General features: G+C 70.1%; 15 protein-coding genes. 12 read left to right on the top strand and 3 right to left on the bottom strand.

From position 1 onward, the window contains the following. The first annotated feature begins 365 nt into the window (after positions 1 to 365). Together OG452_RS02120 and OG452_RS02115 are read left to right on the top strand one after the other, a co-directional pair. On the top strand, positions 366 to 1,349 hold the full coding sequence (locus OG452_RS02120) for a Dyp-type peroxidase (RefSeq protein ID WP_327293870.1): 984 nt from the start codon (positions 366 to 368) through the stop codon (positions 1,347 to 1,349). Positions 1,350 to 1,372: 23 nt separating this feature from the next. After that, on the top strand, positions 1,373 to 2,170 hold the full coding sequence (locus tag OG452_RS02115; RefSeq protein WP_327299481.1) for a family 1 encapsulin nanocompartment shell protein: 798 nt from the start codon (positions 1,373 to 1,375) through the stop codon (positions 2,168 to 2,170). Between the two features lie 73 nt (positions 2,171 to 2,243). Here OG452_RS02115 and OG452_RS02110 read toward each other — a convergent pair whose 3' ends face one another. Both OG452_RS02110 and OG452_RS02105 read right to left on the bottom strand, forming a co-directional pair. Then, positions 2,244 to 2,405: a hypothetical protein gene (locus OG452_RS02110; protein WP_327293869.1), complete on the bottom strand. Its 162-nt coding sequence runs from the start codon at positions 2,403 to 2,405 to the stop codon at positions 2,244 to 2,246. Between the two features lie 84 nt (positions 2,406 to 2,489). Next, positions 2,490 to 3,425, bottom strand: a complete 936-nt coding sequence (locus OG452_RS02105) for an MBL fold metallo-hydrolase (RefSeq protein ID WP_327293868.1) — start codon at positions 3,423 to 3,425, stop codon at positions 2,490 to 2,492. A 166-nt stretch (positions 3,426 to 3,591) separates the two neighbouring features. On the opposite strand from OG452_RS02105, the gene OG452_RS02100 reads away from it, so the two are divergent. The 3 genes from OG452_RS02100 to OG452_RS02090 all read left to right on the top strand — a co-directional run bounded on the left by OG452_RS02100 (position 3,592) and on the right by OG452_RS02090 (position 5,879). Next, entirely contained in the window at positions 3,592 to 3,816 is a 225-nt protein-coding gene (locus tag OG452_RS02100) for a hypothetical protein (RefSeq protein WP_327293867.1), read from the top strand. Continuing rightward, positions 3,803 to 5,236, top strand: a complete 1,434-nt coding sequence (locus OG452_RS02095) for an amidase (RefSeq protein WP_327293866.1) — start codon at positions 3,803 to 3,805, stop codon at positions 5,234 to 5,236. Before OG452_RS02100 ends, OG452_RS02095 begins: the two co-directional genes overlap by 14 nt. An 82-nt stretch (positions 5,237 to 5,318) precedes the next feature. Further along, on the top strand, positions 5,319 to 5,879 hold the full coding sequence (locus OG452_RS02090; RefSeq protein WP_327293865.1) for a TetR/AcrR family transcriptional regulator: 561 nt from the start codon (positions 5,319 to 5,321) through the stop codon (positions 5,877 to 5,879). Positions 5,880 to 5,926: 47 nt separating this feature from the next. On the opposite strand, the gene OG452_RS02085 is transcribed toward OG452_RS02090, so the two are convergent. Then, on the bottom strand, positions 5,927 to 8,122 hold the full coding sequence (locus OG452_RS02085) for an MGH1-like glycoside hydrolase domain-containing protein (RefSeq protein ID WP_327293864.1): 2,196 nt from the start codon (positions 8,120 to 8,122) through the stop codon (positions 5,927 to 5,929). Between the two features lie 316 nt (positions 8,123 to 8,438). On the opposite strand from OG452_RS02085, the gene OG452_RS02080 reads away from it, so the two are divergent. From OG452_RS02080 to OG452_RS02050, 7 genes are all read left to right on the top strand, one after another. Further along, on the top strand, positions 8,439 to 9,815 hold the full coding sequence (locus tag OG452_RS02080) for a S53 family peptidase (protein ID WP_327293863.1): 1,377 nt from the start codon (positions 8,439 to 8,441) through the stop codon (positions 9,813 to 9,815). 241 nt (positions 9,816 to 10,056) lie between these two features. Next, positions 10,057 to 11,052 (top strand): Lrp/AsnC family transcriptional regulator, encoded by a 996-nt coding sequence (locus tag OG452_RS02075; protein WP_327293862.1) that lies wholly within the window; start codon positions 10,057 to 10,059, stop codon positions 11,050 to 11,052. A gap of 111 nt (positions 11,053 to 11,163) precedes the next feature. Continuing rightward, positions 11,164 to 12,600, top strand: coding sequence for an amidase (locus OG452_RS02070; RefSeq protein ID WP_327293861.1), 1,437 nt, complete (start codon positions 11,164 to 11,166; stop codon positions 12,598 to 12,600). 24 nt (positions 12,601 to 12,624) lie between these two features. Continuing rightward, on the top strand, positions 12,625 to 12,852 hold the full coding sequence (locus tag OG452_RS02065; RefSeq protein ID WP_327293860.1) for a hypothetical protein: 228 nt from the start codon (positions 12,625 to 12,627) through the stop codon (positions 12,850 to 12,852). After that, on the top strand, positions 12,849 to 14,297 hold the full coding sequence (locus OG452_RS02060) for a sodium:solute symporter family protein (RefSeq protein ID WP_327293859.1): 1,449 nt from the start codon (positions 12,849 to 12,851) through the stop codon (positions 14,295 to 14,297). Before OG452_RS02065 ends, OG452_RS02060 begins: the two co-directional genes overlap by 4 nt. Positions 14,298 to 14,407: 110 nt before the next feature. Beyond that, positions 14,408 to 15,850: an acyl-CoA synthetase gene (locus OG452_RS02055; RefSeq protein ID WP_327293858.1), complete on the top strand. Its 1,443-nt coding sequence runs from the start codon at positions 14,408 to 14,410 to the stop codon at positions 15,848 to 15,850. Continuing rightward, a complete protein-coding gene (locus OG452_RS02050; RefSeq protein WP_327293857.1) occupies positions 15,843 to 17,198 on the top strand; it encodes a carboxyl transferase domain-containing protein in 1,356 nt (451 codons plus the stop codon). The genes OG452_RS02055 and OG452_RS02050 overlap by 8 nt, the downstream gene beginning before the upstream one ends. Positions 17,199 to 17,231 lie beyond the last annotated feature (33 nt).

The raw sequence follows: 17,231 nt of genomic DNA, 5'->3' as shown, positions 1-17,231 counted from the left end.
TGTGGAAGCGTGGGATGGTCAGCTACTCAGGACGCTCCCCGTTCGGGGCTCTCCCTGAGACCTGCTATGCGCGGGAGGTCGCCCATGTCATCGAAGCGACGACGGAAGAAGAGGGCTCGCCGCAAGCACGCAGCGAACCACGGACAACGACCGCAGTCCTAGATCCACGGCAGTTTTATACGGAAAGCGGGCGGGTAGACGCACGTAAGCGGTGACTCGCCCGCGCTTCCGGCGCAGTACGTCGCACAAGTGACGATGAACTGAGATGCGCGGGTCGGGTTTCGGCTGGAAGCTAGTATTCGGGGCGCCCCCTGACATTGCTGCGGGGCGTATTGCCACAGCGCAACAGCTTGGAGGCAGGCTCCGTGGCCGAGTCGCAGTCCGTGATCACCCCGCCGGCCAGATCCGCCTTGTTCCTTGTGTGCACCATCGCGCCCGGCGGCGAGTCCGTTGTAAGCGACCTGCTCCCCGATGTGGCCGGATTGAAGCGATCGGTTGGTTTCCGCGCTCCGGACGCCGAGCTCACCTGCGTCGTCGGCATCGGATCCGCCGCGTGGGACCGGCTCTTCGACGGGCCGCGCCCGCGCGATCTGCATCCCTTCGTCCCCTTGGCGGGGTCCCGCCACTGTGCTCCGTCAACGCCCGGCGATCTCATCTTCCATCTGCGGGCCCGCCGCATGGACCTCTGTTTTGAGCTGGCCCGGCTGATTGGCGAACGTCTCCAGGGGGCGGTCACCGTGGTGGACGAGGTGCATGGGTTCAAGTCCTTCGACGACCGTGACCTCCTCGGCTTCGTCGACGGCAGTGAGAACCCGGAGGGCGCGCTCGCGGCCGACTCGGTGTTCATCGGCGACGAGGACCACGATTTCGCGGGCGGCAGCTACCTCGTCGTGCAGAAATATTTGCACGATCTCGCGGCATGGAATGCGCTGCCCACGCAGGAGCAGGAAATGGTCATCGGCCGCACAAAGCTGGACAACATTGAATTGTCCGACGATGTCAAATCCGCAGACTCCCACGTCGCCCTCAACACTGTGACGGACGAGGGCGGAAACGAGCAGAAGATCGTGCGGGAGAACATGCCTTTCGGCCGCATCGGGCAAAGCGAGTTCGGCACCTACTTCGTCGGTTATGCGCGCACTCCAGAGGTAACCGAGCAGATGCTGCGCAATATGTTCCTAGGAGACCGGCCGAGCGTCCATGACCGGATCCTCGACTTCTCCACCGCAGTCACCGGCTGTCTCTTCCACGTCCCGAGCGCCGACTTCCTCGACAATCCGCCGGACCCGCCCGCGGGCGCCACGATGACCGAGGGTTCTCTCGGTATCGGCAGCCTCAAAGGAGTCTGATTGTTATGCCCGTGTCCACCGGTATGAACAACCTGCACCGTGAACTCGCCCCGATCACCGCCCAGGCCTGGGCAGAAATCGAGGACGAGGCCCGCCGCACATTTCAGCGCAACGTCGGGGGCCGCCGCGTCGTGGACGTGACAGGACCCGACGATCCCGCGCTGGCTGCCGTGGGCACCGGCCATCTCACCGCCATCGAAGCTCCGGCGGCCGGTGTCAGCGCGCGGCTGCGTCAGGTGCAGCCCCTGGTCGAACTCCGCGTCCCCTTCACGGTCACCCGCGAAGCGGTGGACGACGTCGAGCGCGGAGCGCAGGACTCCGACTGGCAGCCCGTCAAGGACGCTGCGCGCTCCATGGCGTTCATTGAGGACCGGGCCGTCTTCGAGGGGTACGCGGCAGCGGGTATCGGCGGGCTGCGCGAGCGCACCTCCAACCCGGTCCTCAGCCTGCCGGCAGAGGTACGTGAGTACCCGGACACCGTCAGCCGGGCTCTGACGACGCTGCGCCTCGCCGGGGTCGCCGGTCCGTACTCACTGCTTCTGGGCGCCGACACGTACACCGAGGTGAGCGAGACGTCCGACCACGGGTACCCCATCGCGGCACATCTGGGCCGACTCCTGGACGCGCCGCCCATCTGGGCACCCGCACTCAACGGTGCCTTTCTTGTCTCCACCCGCGGTGGTGACTTCGAGCTGCGCCTCAGCGAGGACCTCTCGATCGGCTATTCCGCGCATGACACGAACGAGATCGAGCTGTACTTCCGGCAGACGCTGACCTTCCTCGTCCACACCGACGAGGCCGTAGTGGCACTCACATCCTGAGCGGACCGGTACGGCCCAGCACGACGGAACGCGCCGCGTACTCATACTCGTACGCGGCGCGTCCCCGTCTTCCCTACTCGGCTCCGGCGCCCGGTTCCGGGGGCAGGCCCACGTCGTCGCGGTCCTCCTCCACGCGCTGTTCGAGTTCCTTGTCGTCCGGGCGCCGGGGCATGCCGCGTCCATGCCCGGTCTCCGGGTCGCCTTCGACTTCGTCGTTCGACTTGTGGTGTGCCATCACTCTCTCCTTGCGGTGGAGGTGGGAACCACTCACCACTCAAGCCCTGTGCCCGTCGCCCCGCAAGCGGGGGAGAGGCGCCTTTCAGCCGCTGACAGTCCCGGCCCCATGTGAGGCCGGCACCAGCCGGTACGCGGTGCCCTCGCGCCGTACGTAACCGGCGGTCGGCGGCGGGAAGTGGCTGCCGAGCAGGAGGGTCGAGGTACCTGCCAGCGATTCGAGCAGCTGATGGCGGGTCCTGGTGGCGAGTCCGGGTGCGATGTCCACGCAGCTGCAGAGCTCGGGGTGCCCCATCTGGACCGGGTGGTGGATGCTGTCGCCGCTGATGAGCGCCGTCTCACCCCGGCTGCTCAGCTCCACCGTCACCTGGCCCGGTGTATGGCCGGGGCTGGGAAGCAGGCGGACGCCCGGCGCGATGTCCGTGCCCTCGTCCGCGACGTCGACGAGGTCGAACAGGCCCGCGTCCCGGACCGGGTACACCGAGTCCCGGAACATCTGCTGCCGCGACTCCTCCATCTCCGTACCGGCCCAGTAGTTCCATTCGGCGCGGGACGTGAGATAGCGCGCGTGGGGGAAGGTGGGCACCCAACCGCCGTCTTCGGAGCGGGTGTTCCAGCCCACGTGGTCGGTGTGGAGATGGGTCAGGATGACGACGTCCACTGTCTCCGGTGCGAAGCCCGCCGCGGTCAGCCGCGCTTCGTAGTCGCTGTTCAGGTTGTGCCAGGCGGGGTTCGCGCGCTGCTTGCCATTCCCGATACCGGTGTCGACCAGTATCCGCAGTCCGTCCGCCTCGACTGCGAAGCTGTGGCTTGCCAGGCGGAGGACGCCCTGTTCGTCGGCGAAGTCGGGGCGCAGCCACGGTGACCGGGCCACAACGTCCGCAGTCGCCCCTGGCAGCAGCCACGGGCCGGTCTGGGCGGGAAGCGCTGTTTCGTCGATACGTCGCACGGTGTGGCTGCCAACGCTCCATGCGGGCGCCTGCGGGGTGGTCGGGGCGATGGGCTGCGGATCCGTGGACATGGTGATCTTCCCTTAGCTGACGTAAAAGCAACTGGTTTGCTTTAAGTCACCGTAGGTCCTACTGTCCCTTAAGGCAAACAACTTGCTTTAAGGCGATCGGGGGCTCTGGCCAGAGCCGACGGACCAGAGCCCGGCCCGATGCGCCGTACAGACCGGAAGGACACGCATGACCAGCGAACTCACTCCCCAGCAAGCAGCGCGCGGCGCGTTGCGGGCGGGCCTCGCCCTCGGGGACGACCGACACGAGGGGTTGGCCGCGACCGCCAACCACATCCATTCCGTCATCACCACGCTGCGTGAACTCGACTTCGGCGACACGCCCCCCGCGGTCTCCTACCGGGCCGAACAGGGGTACGAGGCTGGGCAGGGGAACGTCGATGCAACCGTTTGAGCTGTCACTCACCGAGTCCGCCCGCGCGATACGAGCACGGGAACTTTCGCCGATCGAGCTCACCGAATCCGTACTGGCCCGCATCGGCGCGTTCGAAGGACAGCTCCGCGCCTACGTCACGGTCGATGCGGACGCCGCTCTGGCTGCGGCGGCCCGCGCCGAACTGGAGATCTCCGACAGCGGCCCGCGCGGCCCGCTGCACGGCATCCCCATGGGACTCAAGGACCTGATCGACGTCGCGGGCCTGCCCACCACGGCGAGCTCGGAGGTACGGGCAGGGCACGTCGCGGACCGCGACAGCCAGGTGGCCGCTCGCCTGAACGCCGCCGGAGCCGTACTCCTGGGCAAGACGCACACCCACGAATTCGCCTACGGCCTGACCACACCGCAGACCAGCAATGCCTGGGACCACAGCCGGGTCGCCGGAGGGTCGAGCGGCGGCTCGGCGGTGGCAGTCGCGGCCGGCGAGGCGACGTTCGCTCTGGGCACCGACACGGGAGGTTCGGTCCGGGTCCCGGCGGCACTGAATGGTGTGGTGGGCCTCAAGCCGACCTACGGCCTCGTCTCCCGTTCCGGTGTGACCTCGCTGTCCTGGTCCCTGGACCACGTCGGGCCCATCACCCGTACCGTGCGGGACGCGGCTCTGGTGCTGTCCGCGACAGCCGGACACGACCCGCGCGACCCGGCGAGTGTGTCCGGCCCGTCGGCGGACTTCACCGGTGACGGTGATCCGAAGAGGTCGGGCGATGACCTGGAGGGGGCAGGTGGTGATCTGAAGGGGCTGCGGGTCGGCGTACCCCGCAACCACTACTTCGACAGGGTTTCGCCCGAGGTCGAGGAGGCCGTACGCCGGGCGATCGAGCGGCTGGCGGAGCTCGGAGCGGAGCTCGTGGACGTGGAGATCCCGATGGCGCGCTACGTCCAGGCCATCCAGTGGGGCCTGATGGTCCCCGAAGCCACCGCCTACCACGCGGGGTCCTTGCGGGCCGCTGGCGATCAGTACACCCCGGACGTACGCATCCTGCTCGAGGCCGGCGAACTCACATCGGCGGGCGACTACCTTCGCGCCCAACGGGCCCGCACCATGATGCGAGACGCCTGGGCCCGCATGTTCGACCGGATCGACGTTCTCGCTGCGCCGACGGTGCCGATGACGGCCGCGAAGTCCGGCCAGGACACGGTCGAATGGGCCGACGGCACCACGGAAGCGGTGTCCGACAGCTATGTCCGTCTCTGCGCGCCGGCCAACATCACCGGCGTTCCGGCTCTCACCCTGCCGGTCGGCCGGGACCACGCCGGACTGCCCATCGGTATGCAGCTGATGGCGCGTCCCTTCGGGGACGCTACGGTGCTTCGCGCCGGGCGGGTGTACGAGGAGACGGCCACCGGCATGGGGCGGATCGCCCCGCAGGCGGCATGAGCACCGACCGAAACTCCGGGTGGCTCGCGGTTTCCCGGGACGGGGCGGCTAGAAGCAACGTATTCGCATTAAGGTGGAAGGCATGAGCCCCAAGCCCATGGCCCGCCCCGGCGGGCGCAGCGCCCGCGTGCAGGAGTCCGTCCACGCGGCGGTCCGTGAACTCGTCGGTGAGACGGGCCGCGAAGCGCTGACCGTCCCCATGGTGGCGGCCCGGGCCGGCGTGACACCGTCCACGATCTACCGTCGCTGGGGCGACCTGCAGGAACTCCTGTCCGACGTCGCAGTCGAACGGCTGCGCCCGGAGACCGAACCCGCGGACCTCGGCGGCCTGCGGGCCGATCTCGACGCGTGGGCGGAGCAGTTCCTGGACGAGATGGCCTCTCCGCCCGGACGCGCGTACATCAGGGACGCCCTTCTCGGCGATTCGGACGGCACCAACGCCGGTCAGTGCTCCGCCTATGCCGCGGAGCAGATCGACGCCGTACTGAACCGCGCGACGCGGCGCGGAGAGGCAGTACCCGACACGGAACGGGTGATCGACCGGGTCGTGGCGCCGATGATGTACCGCATCCTCTTCCGCCCCGGTCGACTGGACGCGGAGTACGCCCGCGAACTCGTGACGAACGCCCTCGACCGATCCTGACGCCCGTCGGGCGGGCGGGCGGGCCCGCCCGACGGATGCCGGACCCCTCACCGGTCGCGCAGCATCTCCAGAACGGCCGCGGCCGACCAGGAGAAGTTCGCGGAGTTCTCTCCCGCACCGGTCAGCGGCTGGTAGTTCTCGCGGATTGGTCCGTCGCCGAGCAGGCCGTCCGCGTGCTGGAGCAGCTGTTCGCCGATGGCCCGGGCGTCCCGGTCGTAGCCGTAGCCGGACAGACCGCGGATGGCGAAATACGCCTGGTCCAGCCAGACGAGACCGCGCCAGTATCCGGTCGGGTCGAACTTCGGACTGTTGCGTGCGACCGTCGGCAGGGGCATGTGGGTGGCGAACTGCGCGGGGTCGGTGAGCGCCGTGCGGGCAGCGGCGGCCTCGCGCGCGGACGCGACGCCGGTCCACAGCGGGATGGCTCCTTCGATGCCCTTGCCGGCCGCCGTGCGCGGTCCGCTGCCGTCCGGCCCGCAGTCGTAGAAGTATCCGGTGGCGGGGTCGTAGGTGTGGGTCCTGATCCGGTCCCGCAAGGCATCCGCCCCGTGGTTCAGCTCCTTCGCATCGTCCGGCCAGCCGAGCTCGGTGGCCATCCGGGCGAGGAAGCGTTTCTCCGCGTACAGGAAGCAGTTGAGATCGACCGACTGCTGCGCCAGCGAGTAGCCGACGGTGCGCCCCGCCCGGTCGGTGTTGGTACGCACCTGCGTGTCGTCGAACCTCGGAGCGTTGTCCATCCCGCTCTCCCAGGCGGCTGCCAGTCTCCGCTGCTCGGTGCTGTCGTTGGCCGGGTCCACCGTGGCGCCGTACTCGGCCAGGCCGTTCTGATCGTGGTCCCGGTCGCGGTACCACCACGCGTGGTACGCCCTGAGCTTCGGGTACATCCGGTGCAGGAACGCCCGGCCCCCGCCCCGCTCGTACACCTGCCACACCGCCCAGGCGGCCAGCGGCGGCTTGGAGTTGCGTTCGTTCCAGTTCAGGCCACCCTGGCGGATGTCGTTGTAGAATAGTGCGTCCGGCACCATCCCGGCGTCCTGCGGACGGTCCGGGGAATCCGGCTGAATCTGGTAGTCGAACATCGACTCAATGGTGGAGACGGCCAGTTGAGGATCGAAGACGGCCGTCGCGACGGCTTCCTTCCACGAGTCCCAGGCCCAGAAGCCCCCGGCGAACCACATATTGGTGAGGGACGGAGTGATTCCGTCCTTACGCAGTGCACCCGCCGGACTGCGCCAGTTGGTCACCAGTGTCTGTACCGCCTTGGCCGCGGTCCGGCGGCGGTCGGGGGCCACTCCGTCGAGCGCGCGGGTCAGATAGAGCTGCCAGCGGCGGTCCGCACCGCCCGCGACACGTTCCGGGTGCGCCAGGGCCTCGCGTACGGCGGGCCGGTCCGTACGCCGCTCGGCGTCGGTGAACGTGTACGACTCGGTCCAGGTGAACGTGGCCGCCGCGCCCGGCGCCAGCCTCGTCGGCCGGTGCACGGTGGTGCGGTACTCGTCGCCGTGGACGGTCGTGCGTACGGGCACGGCGTGCGCCACTTCGAACCGGGTCAGGGCTGTGGTCAGGAAGTCCTCGAACGAGCGGACCTCGGCGAACCCGACCGCGACGCCGTCATCAGTCGCGTGCAGTCGCGGCGCGCTGCGAACCGGCTCGCTGGTGTGGCGCAGCAGAGCTCCCGTCCAGTGGGCGCGCAGCTCGCGGTGTCTGTCTCCCCGGTTCTCGACCGTCGCGCGGACCAGGGCGGTGCGGTTGCTGGCGTACCGCAGCTCCACCGTCACGCGCAGACCGTCGGTGACGTACGACTGTGCCAGGACGCCGGGCCGGGCCTCCAGGCGGGGCGACCGGTCCCCGGACAGGTCGACAGCCCGCGCCGACCGCTCGTCGACGAGCCCGAACCGGGTGAACGCCCGGCTCAGGTACCAGGGGTACTCCTCTGCCACGTAGAGGGGCCCGCTGAAGCCTCCGAAGTACGCGTGGTCCGCCGCTGAGGGCAGGCCGTAGGCGTGCCAGGCCCCGAGGTCGGCGAAGACATTGAGTGGATTGTCCTCCGGCGGCTGGGCCGCCCCGGGAAGGCCGTGCAGGTCGAGTACGTCGGAGAGCCCGTCCCGGAACGGGTCACCGGCGCCGGGGCGTGGCGCTTCGGACGCTCTCTCCTGGGCATGGGCGGGCACCGCCGGCAACAGGGCGGCGCCCAGCGGTATGAGCGACGAAGCGGCGAACTGCCTCCGCGAAAAATGATTCATTCGAGAGCCTCGGAACATGAGGGGTGTCGGAATCCGGCCACGCTAACAGTTTGTTGACAGCCCGTTCAGAGGTCTGGTCTGCCCGGATTCCGTGAGCGCTTCCTGTCCCAGCGACCCCCGCCAAGTGGTCGGCTCCGCGAGGTGGCCGGTCCCCGGACCGGCTGATTGGCCCATGAAACGGTCATGGACGCGCCAAGTCTTCATCCTTAGGCAAAGCGTTCGATATTAATGAATCAACGCTCTTGTCCTGCGCATGCCCCGCGGATGTGATCGCGGAAGCCGCTTCGTACGGCTCCGCTCCGCACAAGGAGAATCCATGCGCACAGCCCGTACCCGGCTCCGTACCGGGGCCGCAGCGGCGGGGGTCACCACCCTCGTAGCCGCTGCGGTGATAGCCACCCCCCTGAGCAGCAGCGCCACCTCCGCACCCGCACAGGCCGTACCGCAGACCAAGGCGGTCCCGGCTGTGGCAGGTCATCAGCTGGTCAGCGCGGTCAGCAGCCCCCTGCCAACTCAGCAGTGCCAGGCGAAGTGGAAGATCGCCTGCTACACGCCGGTCCAGTACCGCCAGGCGTACAACCTCAACCCGCTGTACAGGGCCGGTGTCACCGGCAAGGGCCGCACGATCGTCATCGTCGACTCGTTCGGCTCGCCGACCGTCCAGCACGATCTGGACGTCTACAGCAAGCAGTTCGGGATGAAGAGCGCCAAGGTGCAGGTCGAGAAGTGGGGCAAGGTGCCCAAGTTCGACCCGAAGAACTCCGACATGACCGGCTGGGCCGGCGAGACGACGCTCGACGTGGAGATGGCCCACGCCGTCGCCCCCGACGCCAGGATCGTGCTCGTCGAGACCGCGGTCGCCGAGACCGAGGGCGTCACCGGTCTGCCGGAGATGATGTCGGCCGAGAAGTCCCTCATCGACCACGGCGTCGGTGACGTCATCACGCAGAGTTTCGGCGCCACGGAGAACACGTTCCCCGGCTTCGGCAACGGGGACTTCTCCAGCATCGGCAAGCTGCGCTACGCGTTCAAGGACGCCGCCCGGCACGGCGTGACCGTCCTTGCCTCCTCGGGTGACGGGGGCGCCACCGACAGCACGGCGGACGGCAAGGGCTACTACAAGAAGCGGGTCACCTCCTGGCCCTCGTCCGACCCGTTGGTGACCTCGGTCGGCGGCACCCAGCTGCATCTGGACGACCAGGGCAACCGCACCGCGCCGGAGAGCGTGTACAACGACTACGGCGCGGGCGGCGGCGGCCAGTCGCACGTCTTCGGCCGCCCCGCGTTCCAGAACGGCGAGAAGAAGGTCGTCGGCACCCGCCGCGGAACCCCCGACATCTCGATGGCCGCCGCGGTCGACGGCGGTGCCTGGGTGTACTCCAGCTTCGACCCGACCGCCGTCGGCTGGGAGGTCTCCGGTGGTACGAGTGAGGCCGGCCCGCTGTTCTCCGGCGTCGTCGCCCTGGCCGACCAGGTCGCCGGCCACCGCGTCGGGGACATCAACAAGGCGCTGTACACCCTGTCCCACCGCCCGTCGTCCGGCATCGTGGATGTCAACGACGGGACGAACAACAGTTACCAGGGGGTGACCGGCTACACCGCCGTCAACGGCTATGACATGGCCACCGGCGTCGGCACGGTGGACGCGTCCCGGTTCGTCCCGGCTCTCGCCCGCGCCGGCCACGGCGGCTGACCGGCGTACCAGGCCGGACCCCGGCGGGCCGATCCTTCCCTGAAAGCCAGTGCCTGCCGCGGCACTGGCCTCCCGGACGCCGGACGGGCTCGGCGGTCGAGCCCGTCCGGCTACCGGGGAAGCTCCGCGCGGAGTGCCTTCCGCCGCGCCCGGCGGCATGTCGTGCCGGCGCCGGTGCCGCCGAGGCCCCACCCCGCCGACGGGCGGCGGCCCCCGCACACGGAGCGCATAGGGTCGAGTGGTGACGCCTCCGACGACTGTGACCTCGCCCGTTGAGCAACTCGACGCCCTCGACCGCCGTATCGCCGCCGCGCTCCAGATCGACGGGCGGGCGTCCTGGCGGCGGATCGCCGCCGCGCTCGGGGAGCCGGAGCGGAAGGTGGCGCGGCGCGGCCTGCGGCTCCTGGAGAGCGGGCGGGTGTCCGTCACGGGTCTTGTGGTGCGGGGGGAGACCGTGATCCTGCGGATGAACTGCCGCCCGGGGGCGGTACGGGAGGCGGCAGCAGCGGCGGCCGGGCGCGACGACGCGATCTTCAGTTACGTGCTGGCGGGGGCGGTCGACTGTGTGGCCGAACTGCAGTGTCAGCCGGGCCGGTTGGCGCATCTGATGCTGGACGAGGTGCCTGCCCTGCCCGGTCTTCTCGCCCAGAACGTCTCGCCGGTCCTGCGGTACTTCCGCACCGTGCACGAGTGGCAGCCGGACATCCTGGACGAGGACGAGATCGAAGCGCTCGGTGGCCGGTCCTCCCTCGCGGACGGAGTCGGTCTTCCGGACTCCGAGGTGGGTCCGGAGGAGCGGGCGATCCTGCGGGCGCTGGCCGAGGACGGGCGCTGTACGCACGAGGAACTGGCCGCGGTGGCGGGAGTCTCACTGGCCACCGCCCGGCGGCGCGTGGAGTCGCTGACCCGCGACGGGCTCGTCAGCATCAGGGCCTGTGTGGAACCCGCACTGCTCGGGCTTCCCGTCGAGGCGCTGCTCTGGATCAAGACGCGCCCCGATGAGGTGGAGGCCGTCGGGCAGCTGCTCGTCGCATCGCCCCTCGTGCGGTACGCGGCCGTGGTCATGGGCGAGTACCAGCTGCTTGTCGACGTCACACAGCCTTCGAAGGCCGCGCTGCACGAGTTCCTGACCGCGGCGCCCTGGGTACGGCAGGTGCAGGCGGTCCAGTCCCATCTGGTGGTGGAGGCTCTGAAACGGAGCGGGACGGTCACACCACTCCTGCACCGACACACCTGACGCCCTTCCTCAGGCTGACCATAATTTTCAGGTGAACGGTGTCCGCGTCTGAAACATTCACCCACGCAAGAGGCTTGACTTATCTGGTCAATGGCCCTCAGTGTGTGCCGCATGATCGAAGACACGGCCGACGGCCTCTGCACGCTCGACGCCACGGAACTCGCAGAGCGTCTGCGCAGCCGCGACCTCTCCGCCCGTGAGGTCGTCCAGGCACACCTCGACCGGATCGCGCGGATCAACCCCGCTGTCAACGCCATCGTCACCCTGGACGCGGAAGGCGCACTCCGCGCGGCGGCGGCGGCCGACGAACGTATGGCACGGGGCGAGGCGACCGGCCCCCTGCACGGGCTGCCGATCGCGTTCAAGGACACCCACCTGACACGCGGAATGCGCACCACACACGGTTCGCCGCTCTTCGCCGACCATGTGCCGGACGAGGACGAACTCCTGGTCCAGCGCATCGAGGCGGCGGGCGCCATCCGCATCGGCAAGACCAATGTGCCTGAGTTCGCGGCGGGTTCGCACACGTTCAACCCCGTCTTCGGTGCGACCCGCAATCCGTACGACACCGGGCGCTCGGCCGGTGGCAGCAGCGGCGGCGCCGCGGCCGCGCTCGCCGCCGGGCTGCAGCCGCTGGCCGACGGCAGCGACATGGGCGGCTCGCTGCGCAACCCCGCTTCGTTCTGCAACGTCGTAGGACTGCGGCCCACCCCCGGCCGGGTGCCGTCCCATCCGTCGGGCGACGTGTGGGACACCCTCGCGGTCGCGGGACCCATGGGCCGCACGGTCGCGGACACCGCCCTGCTCCTGTCCGTGATGGCGGGCCCGGACCCCCGCAGCCCCCTCTCCCTGGAGGCGCCGGGCCACACCTTCCGGGCGCCTCTGGTCCGCGGGGACCTGAAGGGGCTCCGGGTCGCCTGGGCACCCGACCTCGGCGGGCGGGTGCCCGTCGACCGGGACGTGTCCGGCGTACTGGCCCGGCAGGCGGCGGTCTTCGAGGAGCTGGGGTGCCGCGTCGAAGAGGACTGCCCGGACCTCGACGGCGCCGAACACGTCTTCCGGACCCTGCGCGCCCAGGCGTTCAGCCTCGGGTTCGGCACGTACCTCGACGAACGGCGCGAGTCGCTCAAGCCCAGCCTCATCCGGAACATCGAAGAGGGACGGCGCCTCACCGGTGCGGACCTCGAACGCGCCACCGCCGAGCGCACCCGTATCCATCTCGCCGCCACCGGTTTCTTCGAGCGGTACGACGTGCTGCTCGCGCCTGTCAGCCAGGTCTCGCCGTTCCCCGTCGACGAGGAGTACCCCACCGGGATCGACGGGCAGGCCCAGCACAGCTACCTCGACTGGATGCGCTCCGCGTACTTCCTCTCCGTTCTGGGCGCACCCGCCCTCTCGGTGCCCGCCGGCTTCACCGACGCCGGACTCCCCGTCGGCCTGCAGATCGTGGGCCCGCCGCGCGCCGAGGCGGCCGTGCTCGAAGTCGGCGCCGCGTTCGAGGCCGTGACCCGGCACGGGCGCCGGCGACCGGTATTTCCCTCTGCCTGAAGCTGTCGCACTCCGGGAGCCCTCATGAGAAAACTGCACGTGATCTGGGCCGTGGTGCCCGTAATGGCGTTCCTCAGCACACCGTTCCTGCCCTTCGTGAACGGCCCCTACCTGTGGCTCGGCGTCCCCTCCGTACTGGCCTGGTGCCTGTTGTGGACGGCCGGGACGACTGCCGGGCTCGCCCTCACCGACCGCTTCGCCCTGCCCGCCGGGGCACGCGAGGACGCGCCTGAGACGGAGACCACGGCATGAACAGCACCAGTGTCATCGCCACGATCGGCATGCTGGCCATCGCCGTGGTCGGGATCGGAAGACACCGTCCGGCCAAGGGCCCGCTCGGTGAATGGACCGTGGGCGAACGGAAGTTCTCCACCTTCACCACGTGGTTCCTGCAGGCGGGCGAGTCCTTCACCACCTTCAGCTTCCTTGGCCTGGCCGGCCTGGCCTTCGGCGGCGGGGTCGCCGCCTCGTACGCCTTGTGCTACCTCGCCATCAACTTCGTCCTGCAGTACTTCACCGCTCCGAGGATGCGCCGACTCGGCAGCGAGCACGGCTATCTGACACAGGCGGACTTCTTCGCCGAGCGCTACCGCAGCCCGCTCCTGGGCCGGGTCGTCGCCATCGTCGGGGCCGTGTTCCTGCTGCCCTACCTCCAGTTGCAGATCACCGGCCTCGGTCTGATCGTCCAACTGGCGACGGGCAGCCGCACGGGCGGCAACCTCAGCATGATCCTCGCGACCGTCCTCACCGTCGGCTTCGTCCTGTGGTCCGGTATCCGCGGAGTCGCCCGCGTCGCCTACCTCAAGGACGCTCTGATGGTCGTCGGGCTCCTCGTCCTGTTCATCGGGGTCGCGATCTCGGTGAAGGGCGGCATCGGGGGCCTCTTCGAGACCGTACGGGACACCCGCCCGGACCTCCTGACGCTCGACCAGAAAGGCTACGACTCGACCTTTTTCGTCAGTGCCGTCATCATCTCCGGCATCGGCGGCGGCCTGGGGACCATGGCCCATCTGTGGCCTCCGGTCCTGGCGGCCCGGAGCGGCCGGGCGCTGCGCTCCAACGCCATCTGGCTGCCCCTCTACCAGATAGCCCTCGGTATCCCGGTCATCGTCGGATTCGCCGGCATCCTCATGGTGTCGCCCCACTCGCCCGGGAACGCGGTGGCACTGACCCTCGCCGGCCAGACCCTGCCAGGCTGGCTGGTCGGTGTCGTCGCGGTCGCCGCGGCATCGGCCGCCATGGTCCCGTCCGCCGCCATCATCGTGGGCATCTCCAGCCTGCTGTCGCGCAATGTCCTGAGTGTCCGCAGCGAGCGCACCCAGCTGCGTACGAACCATGTGTGCGCGGTCGGCGCCGCCGCCCTCGCGCTCTGTCTCGGACTGTCCCGTCCTGACCTCCTCGCCAATCTGCTGCTGCTCACCTTCGGCGGACTCAGTCAGCTGGCCCCGGCCATCACCATGGGCCTGGCGAGGAAGGTGCGCCTGGACGCGATCCCCGCTCTGCTCGGCATCCTCACCGGAGTGGCCGTCCTCACCTGGCTGACCTTCGGCAACGTGGATCTGGGGACAATGGACCCGGGCCTCGTGGCGCTGCTGCCCAACCTCGTCGTCACCGGTGTGGCACAACTGGCGGTGCGGACACGTACGTCCCGGGAGGAGTCCGGTGGCGTACCGGGTAAGAGGGTTGGGGTGGCCTGAGAGGAGGAGAACCGGCAGCGGCCCGGACCCGGGAACATCCAGCCCCCTCATCCTGTCCAGTGTTACCACCAGCCTCCATTCCGCCCCGCTCTGTCCAAGGAGTTCGACGTATGCCCCCTCTCTTCCCGGCCCTGGCCGCGGGCTCGGCCCGCCCCGCGCTGACCTTCGGGGACCGCTCGCTCAGCCATGCCGAACTGGTCGCCGCGGCAGGAGCGTCGGCGGCTCTGCTCGCCGGGGCCGGCCGCGTCGCCGTCTGGGCCACACCCACCCTGGAGACCGCCGTGGGTGTGGTCGCCGCGCTGCTTGCCGGGGTGCCCGCCGTACCGCTCAACCCGCGGACCGGCGAGCGCGAGCTGACGCACATCCTGTCCGACAGCACACCGTCACTGGTCCTGGCGGCACCCGGCGACGAACTGTCGCCGGTACTCGCCGAGCTGGACCGCGTGGACATCGACGTGCGGGCGACCTCCGGGGCCCGTCCGCTCCCCGAAGAGCCGCCGGCCGAGGCGCCGGCGCTGATCGTCTACACCTCCGGTACCACCGGGCCGCCCAAGGGCGTCGTCCTGCCGCGACGGGCGATCACCGCAACCCTGGACGCGCTGGCCGACGCCTGGGAGTGGACCGGCGACGACGTACTCGTCCACTCCCTTCCTCTCTTCCATGTCCACGGACTGATCCTGGGCATCCTCGGCCCGCTGCGCCGGGGCGGCGCCGTGCACCACCTCGGCCGCTTCGAGACGGCCGCGGTCGCCCGCGAACTGGCCGCCCACGGCACGATGTTCTTCGGTGTCCCCACCATGTACCACCGCATCGCCGAGGCGCTCTCCGGCGATCAGGCGCTGGCCGCGGCCCTGTCCGGCGCCCGTCTGCTGGTGTCGGGGTCGGCCGCGCTCCCCGTGTACGACCACGAGCGCATCGCGTCCGCGACGGGGCGGCGGGTCATCGAGCGGTACGGCATGACCGAGACCCTGATGAACACGAGCGTCCGCGTCGACGGCGAACCCCGGCCCGGCACGGTCGGCGTGCCGCTGGCCGGGGTGAGGGTGCGGCTGGTCGAGGAGACGGGGGAGGAGATCACGGCGCACGACAGTGAGAGCGTCGGCGAGATCCAGGTGTGCGGCCAGAACCTGTTCACCGAGTATCTGAACCGCCCGGACGCGACCGCCGCGGCATTCGACGGCCCGTGGTTCCGTACCGGCGACATGGCGACCCGCGATCCGGACGGTGCGGTCCGCATCGTCGGCCGGAAGGCCACCGACCTCATCAAGAGCGGCGGCTACAAGATCGGTGCGGGCGAGATCGAGAACGCCCTACTGGATCATCCCGCGGTACGCGAGGCGGCGGTCACCGGCGAGCCCGACCCGGACCTGGGCGAGCGCATTGTCGCCTGGATCGTCCCTTCGAACACGCAACGCCCGCCCTCCGTCGAGGAGTTGGCCGGGCATGTGGCGCGGCAGCTGGCCCCGCACAAGCGGCCCCGCGAGGTGCGGCTGCTCGACGAGCTGCCGCGCAACGACATGGGCAAGATCATGAAGCGGGCGCTGCATGGCTGACCTGTGGACGGCCCGCGAGGCGATCGGCGCCGTAGCGGACCCGGGTTCCTTCACCGAGCTGGGGCAACCGCCCCGCGCCACGGAACCCGACGGTCCGCTCGGCTGGCCGGGGTACGACGAGATGACCACGAGGGCAGCGGCGCGGACCGGTGAGCGCGAGTCCGTCGTCTGCGGGACCGCTTCGATCGGTGGCAAGGAGGCCGTTCTCATCTCCTTCGAGTTCGGCTTCCTCGGCGGCTCGCTCGGGGAGCCAACGGGTGACCTCCTGGAAGCCGCCTTCACGCTGGCCCGGGAACGGCGCACCCCACTCGTCTCGCTGATCGCCACGGGCGGCAGCCGGATGCAGGAGGGGATGCGCGCACTGACCCAACTACAGCGCGTGACACGCCAGTCCGCTCTGCTGCGAGCCACGGGCACCCCGCAGATCGCGGTCGCGCGTGACCCCACGACGGGCGGCGGCTGGGCCACCCTCGGCGCGGGGGCGGACGTCGTGCTCGCGCTGTCCGGCGCACAGGTGGCCTTCGCCGGATCACGGGTGCGACCGCCGGGCGCGGAACCGGCCGCGTACACCGCCGAGGGGCAGTTCGCCGCCGGGCAGATCGACGCGCTGGTGCGCCCCGAGGAACTGCGCGCGGCCCTGGCCGACTGGCTGTCGCTGCTGTCCGGGCCACGGGGCGCCGGGGCGTTCGAACCTCCCGGCACACTCGTCGGGGGACCGGCCCGCGCCACCTCCGGCCAGGAGGCGGTCGCGCTGGCCCGCTCCCCGGAGCGCCCACGTGCCGCCGCATACCTCGCCGCCTGCTTCGGCGGCCGTATCCGGGAGATCAGCGGAGACCGCTGCGGTGCCACCGACCCCGGCATTCGCTGCGGCTTCGGGAGCCATCGGGGGCTGACCGTCGCGTACGTCGCGCAGTGCGGCACCGCGACGCGTCCCGCCGGATACCGCACCGCGACCCGGCTGGTCTCTCTCGCCGACGCCCTCGGCATCCCGGTACTCACCCTCATCGACACGCCCGGCGCCGCCAATGACGCCGAAGCGGAGCGATCCGGCGCGGGCCCGGCCATCGCCGGCCTCTTCCTGGCCATGGCGACCGCCCGCGTACCACTCACTGCGCTCCTCATCGGCGAGGGCGGCTCCGGCGGTGCGCTCGCGCTGGCGGCCCCGGGCAACACCTGGGCCACACCGGACAGTTACTTCTCGGTCATCGCGCCGGAGGCGGCCGCCGCCATCCTCAAGCGCGACCCGGGCCGGGACGGGGAGACCGCGGACCAGCTGCGCCTGCGCCCCCACGATCTGGTGGAGCTGGGCATCGCACGCGGGGTGGTGAGCGTCCTGCCCCCTTCGTGATGCCGGCGAGGGCCCCCTGGGCGGGCTGCTGAT

Source organism: Streptomyces sp. NBC_01197 (assembly GCF_036010505.1).
Classification (GTDB): domain Bacteria; phylum Actinomycetota; class Actinomycetes; order Streptomycetales; family Streptomycetaceae; genus Streptomyces.
This window is presented reverse-complemented; position numbering and strand designations above follow the sequence as displayed.

Excerpts from the sequence above, each read along its gene's own strand:
- OG452_RS02110 (WP_327293869.1), bottom strand. The coding sequence starts at position 2,405 with ATGGCACACCACAAGTCGAACGACGAAGTCGAAGGCGACCCGGAGACC.
- OG452_RS02055 (WP_327293858.1), top strand. The coding sequence starts at position 14,408 with ATGCCCCCTCTCTTCCCGGCCCTGGCCGCGGGCTCGGCCCGCCCCGCG.
- OG452_RS02085 (WP_327293864.1), bottom strand. The coding sequence starts at position 8,122 with ATGAATCATTTTTCGCGGAGGCAGTTCGCCGCTTCGTCGCTCATACCG.
- OG452_RS02050 (WP_327293857.1), top strand. The coding sequence starts at position 15,843 with ATGGCTGACCTGTGGACGGCCCGCGAGGCGATCGGCGCCGTAGCGGAC.
- OG452_RS02100 (WP_327293867.1), top strand. The coding sequence starts at position 3,592 with ATGACCAGCGAACTCACTCCCCAGCAAGCAGCGCGCGGCGCGTTGCGG.
- OG452_RS02105 (WP_327293868.1), bottom strand. The coding sequence starts at position 3,425 with ATGTCCACGGATCCGCAGCCCATCGCCCCGACCACCCCGCAGGCGCCC.
- OG452_RS02080 (WP_327293863.1), top strand. The coding sequence starts at position 8,439 with ATGCGCACAGCCCGTACCCGGCTCCGTACCGGGGCCGCAGCGGCGGGG.
- OG452_RS02095 (WP_327293866.1), top strand. The coding sequence starts at position 3,803 with ATGCAACCGTTTGAGCTGTCACTCACCGAGTCCGCCCGCGCGATACGA.
- OG452_RS02070 (WP_327293861.1), top strand. The coding sequence starts at position 11,164 with ATGATCGAAGACACGGCCGACGGCCTCTGCACGCTCGACGCCACGGAA.
- OG452_RS02115 (WP_327299481.1), top strand. The coding sequence starts at position 1,373 with ATGAACAACCTGCACCGTGAACTCGCCCCGATCACCGCCCAGGCCTGG.
- OG452_RS02090 (WP_327293865.1), top strand. The coding sequence starts at position 5,319 with ATGAGCCCCAAGCCCATGGCCCGCCCCGGCGGGCGCAGCGCCCGCGTG.
- OG452_RS02060 (WP_327293859.1), top strand. The coding sequence starts at position 12,849 with ATGAACAGCACCAGTGTCATCGCCACGATCGGCATGCTGGCCATCGCC.
- OG452_RS02065 (WP_327293860.1), top strand. The coding sequence starts at position 12,625 with ATGAGAAAACTGCACGTGATCTGGGCCGTGGTGCCCGTAATGGCGTTC.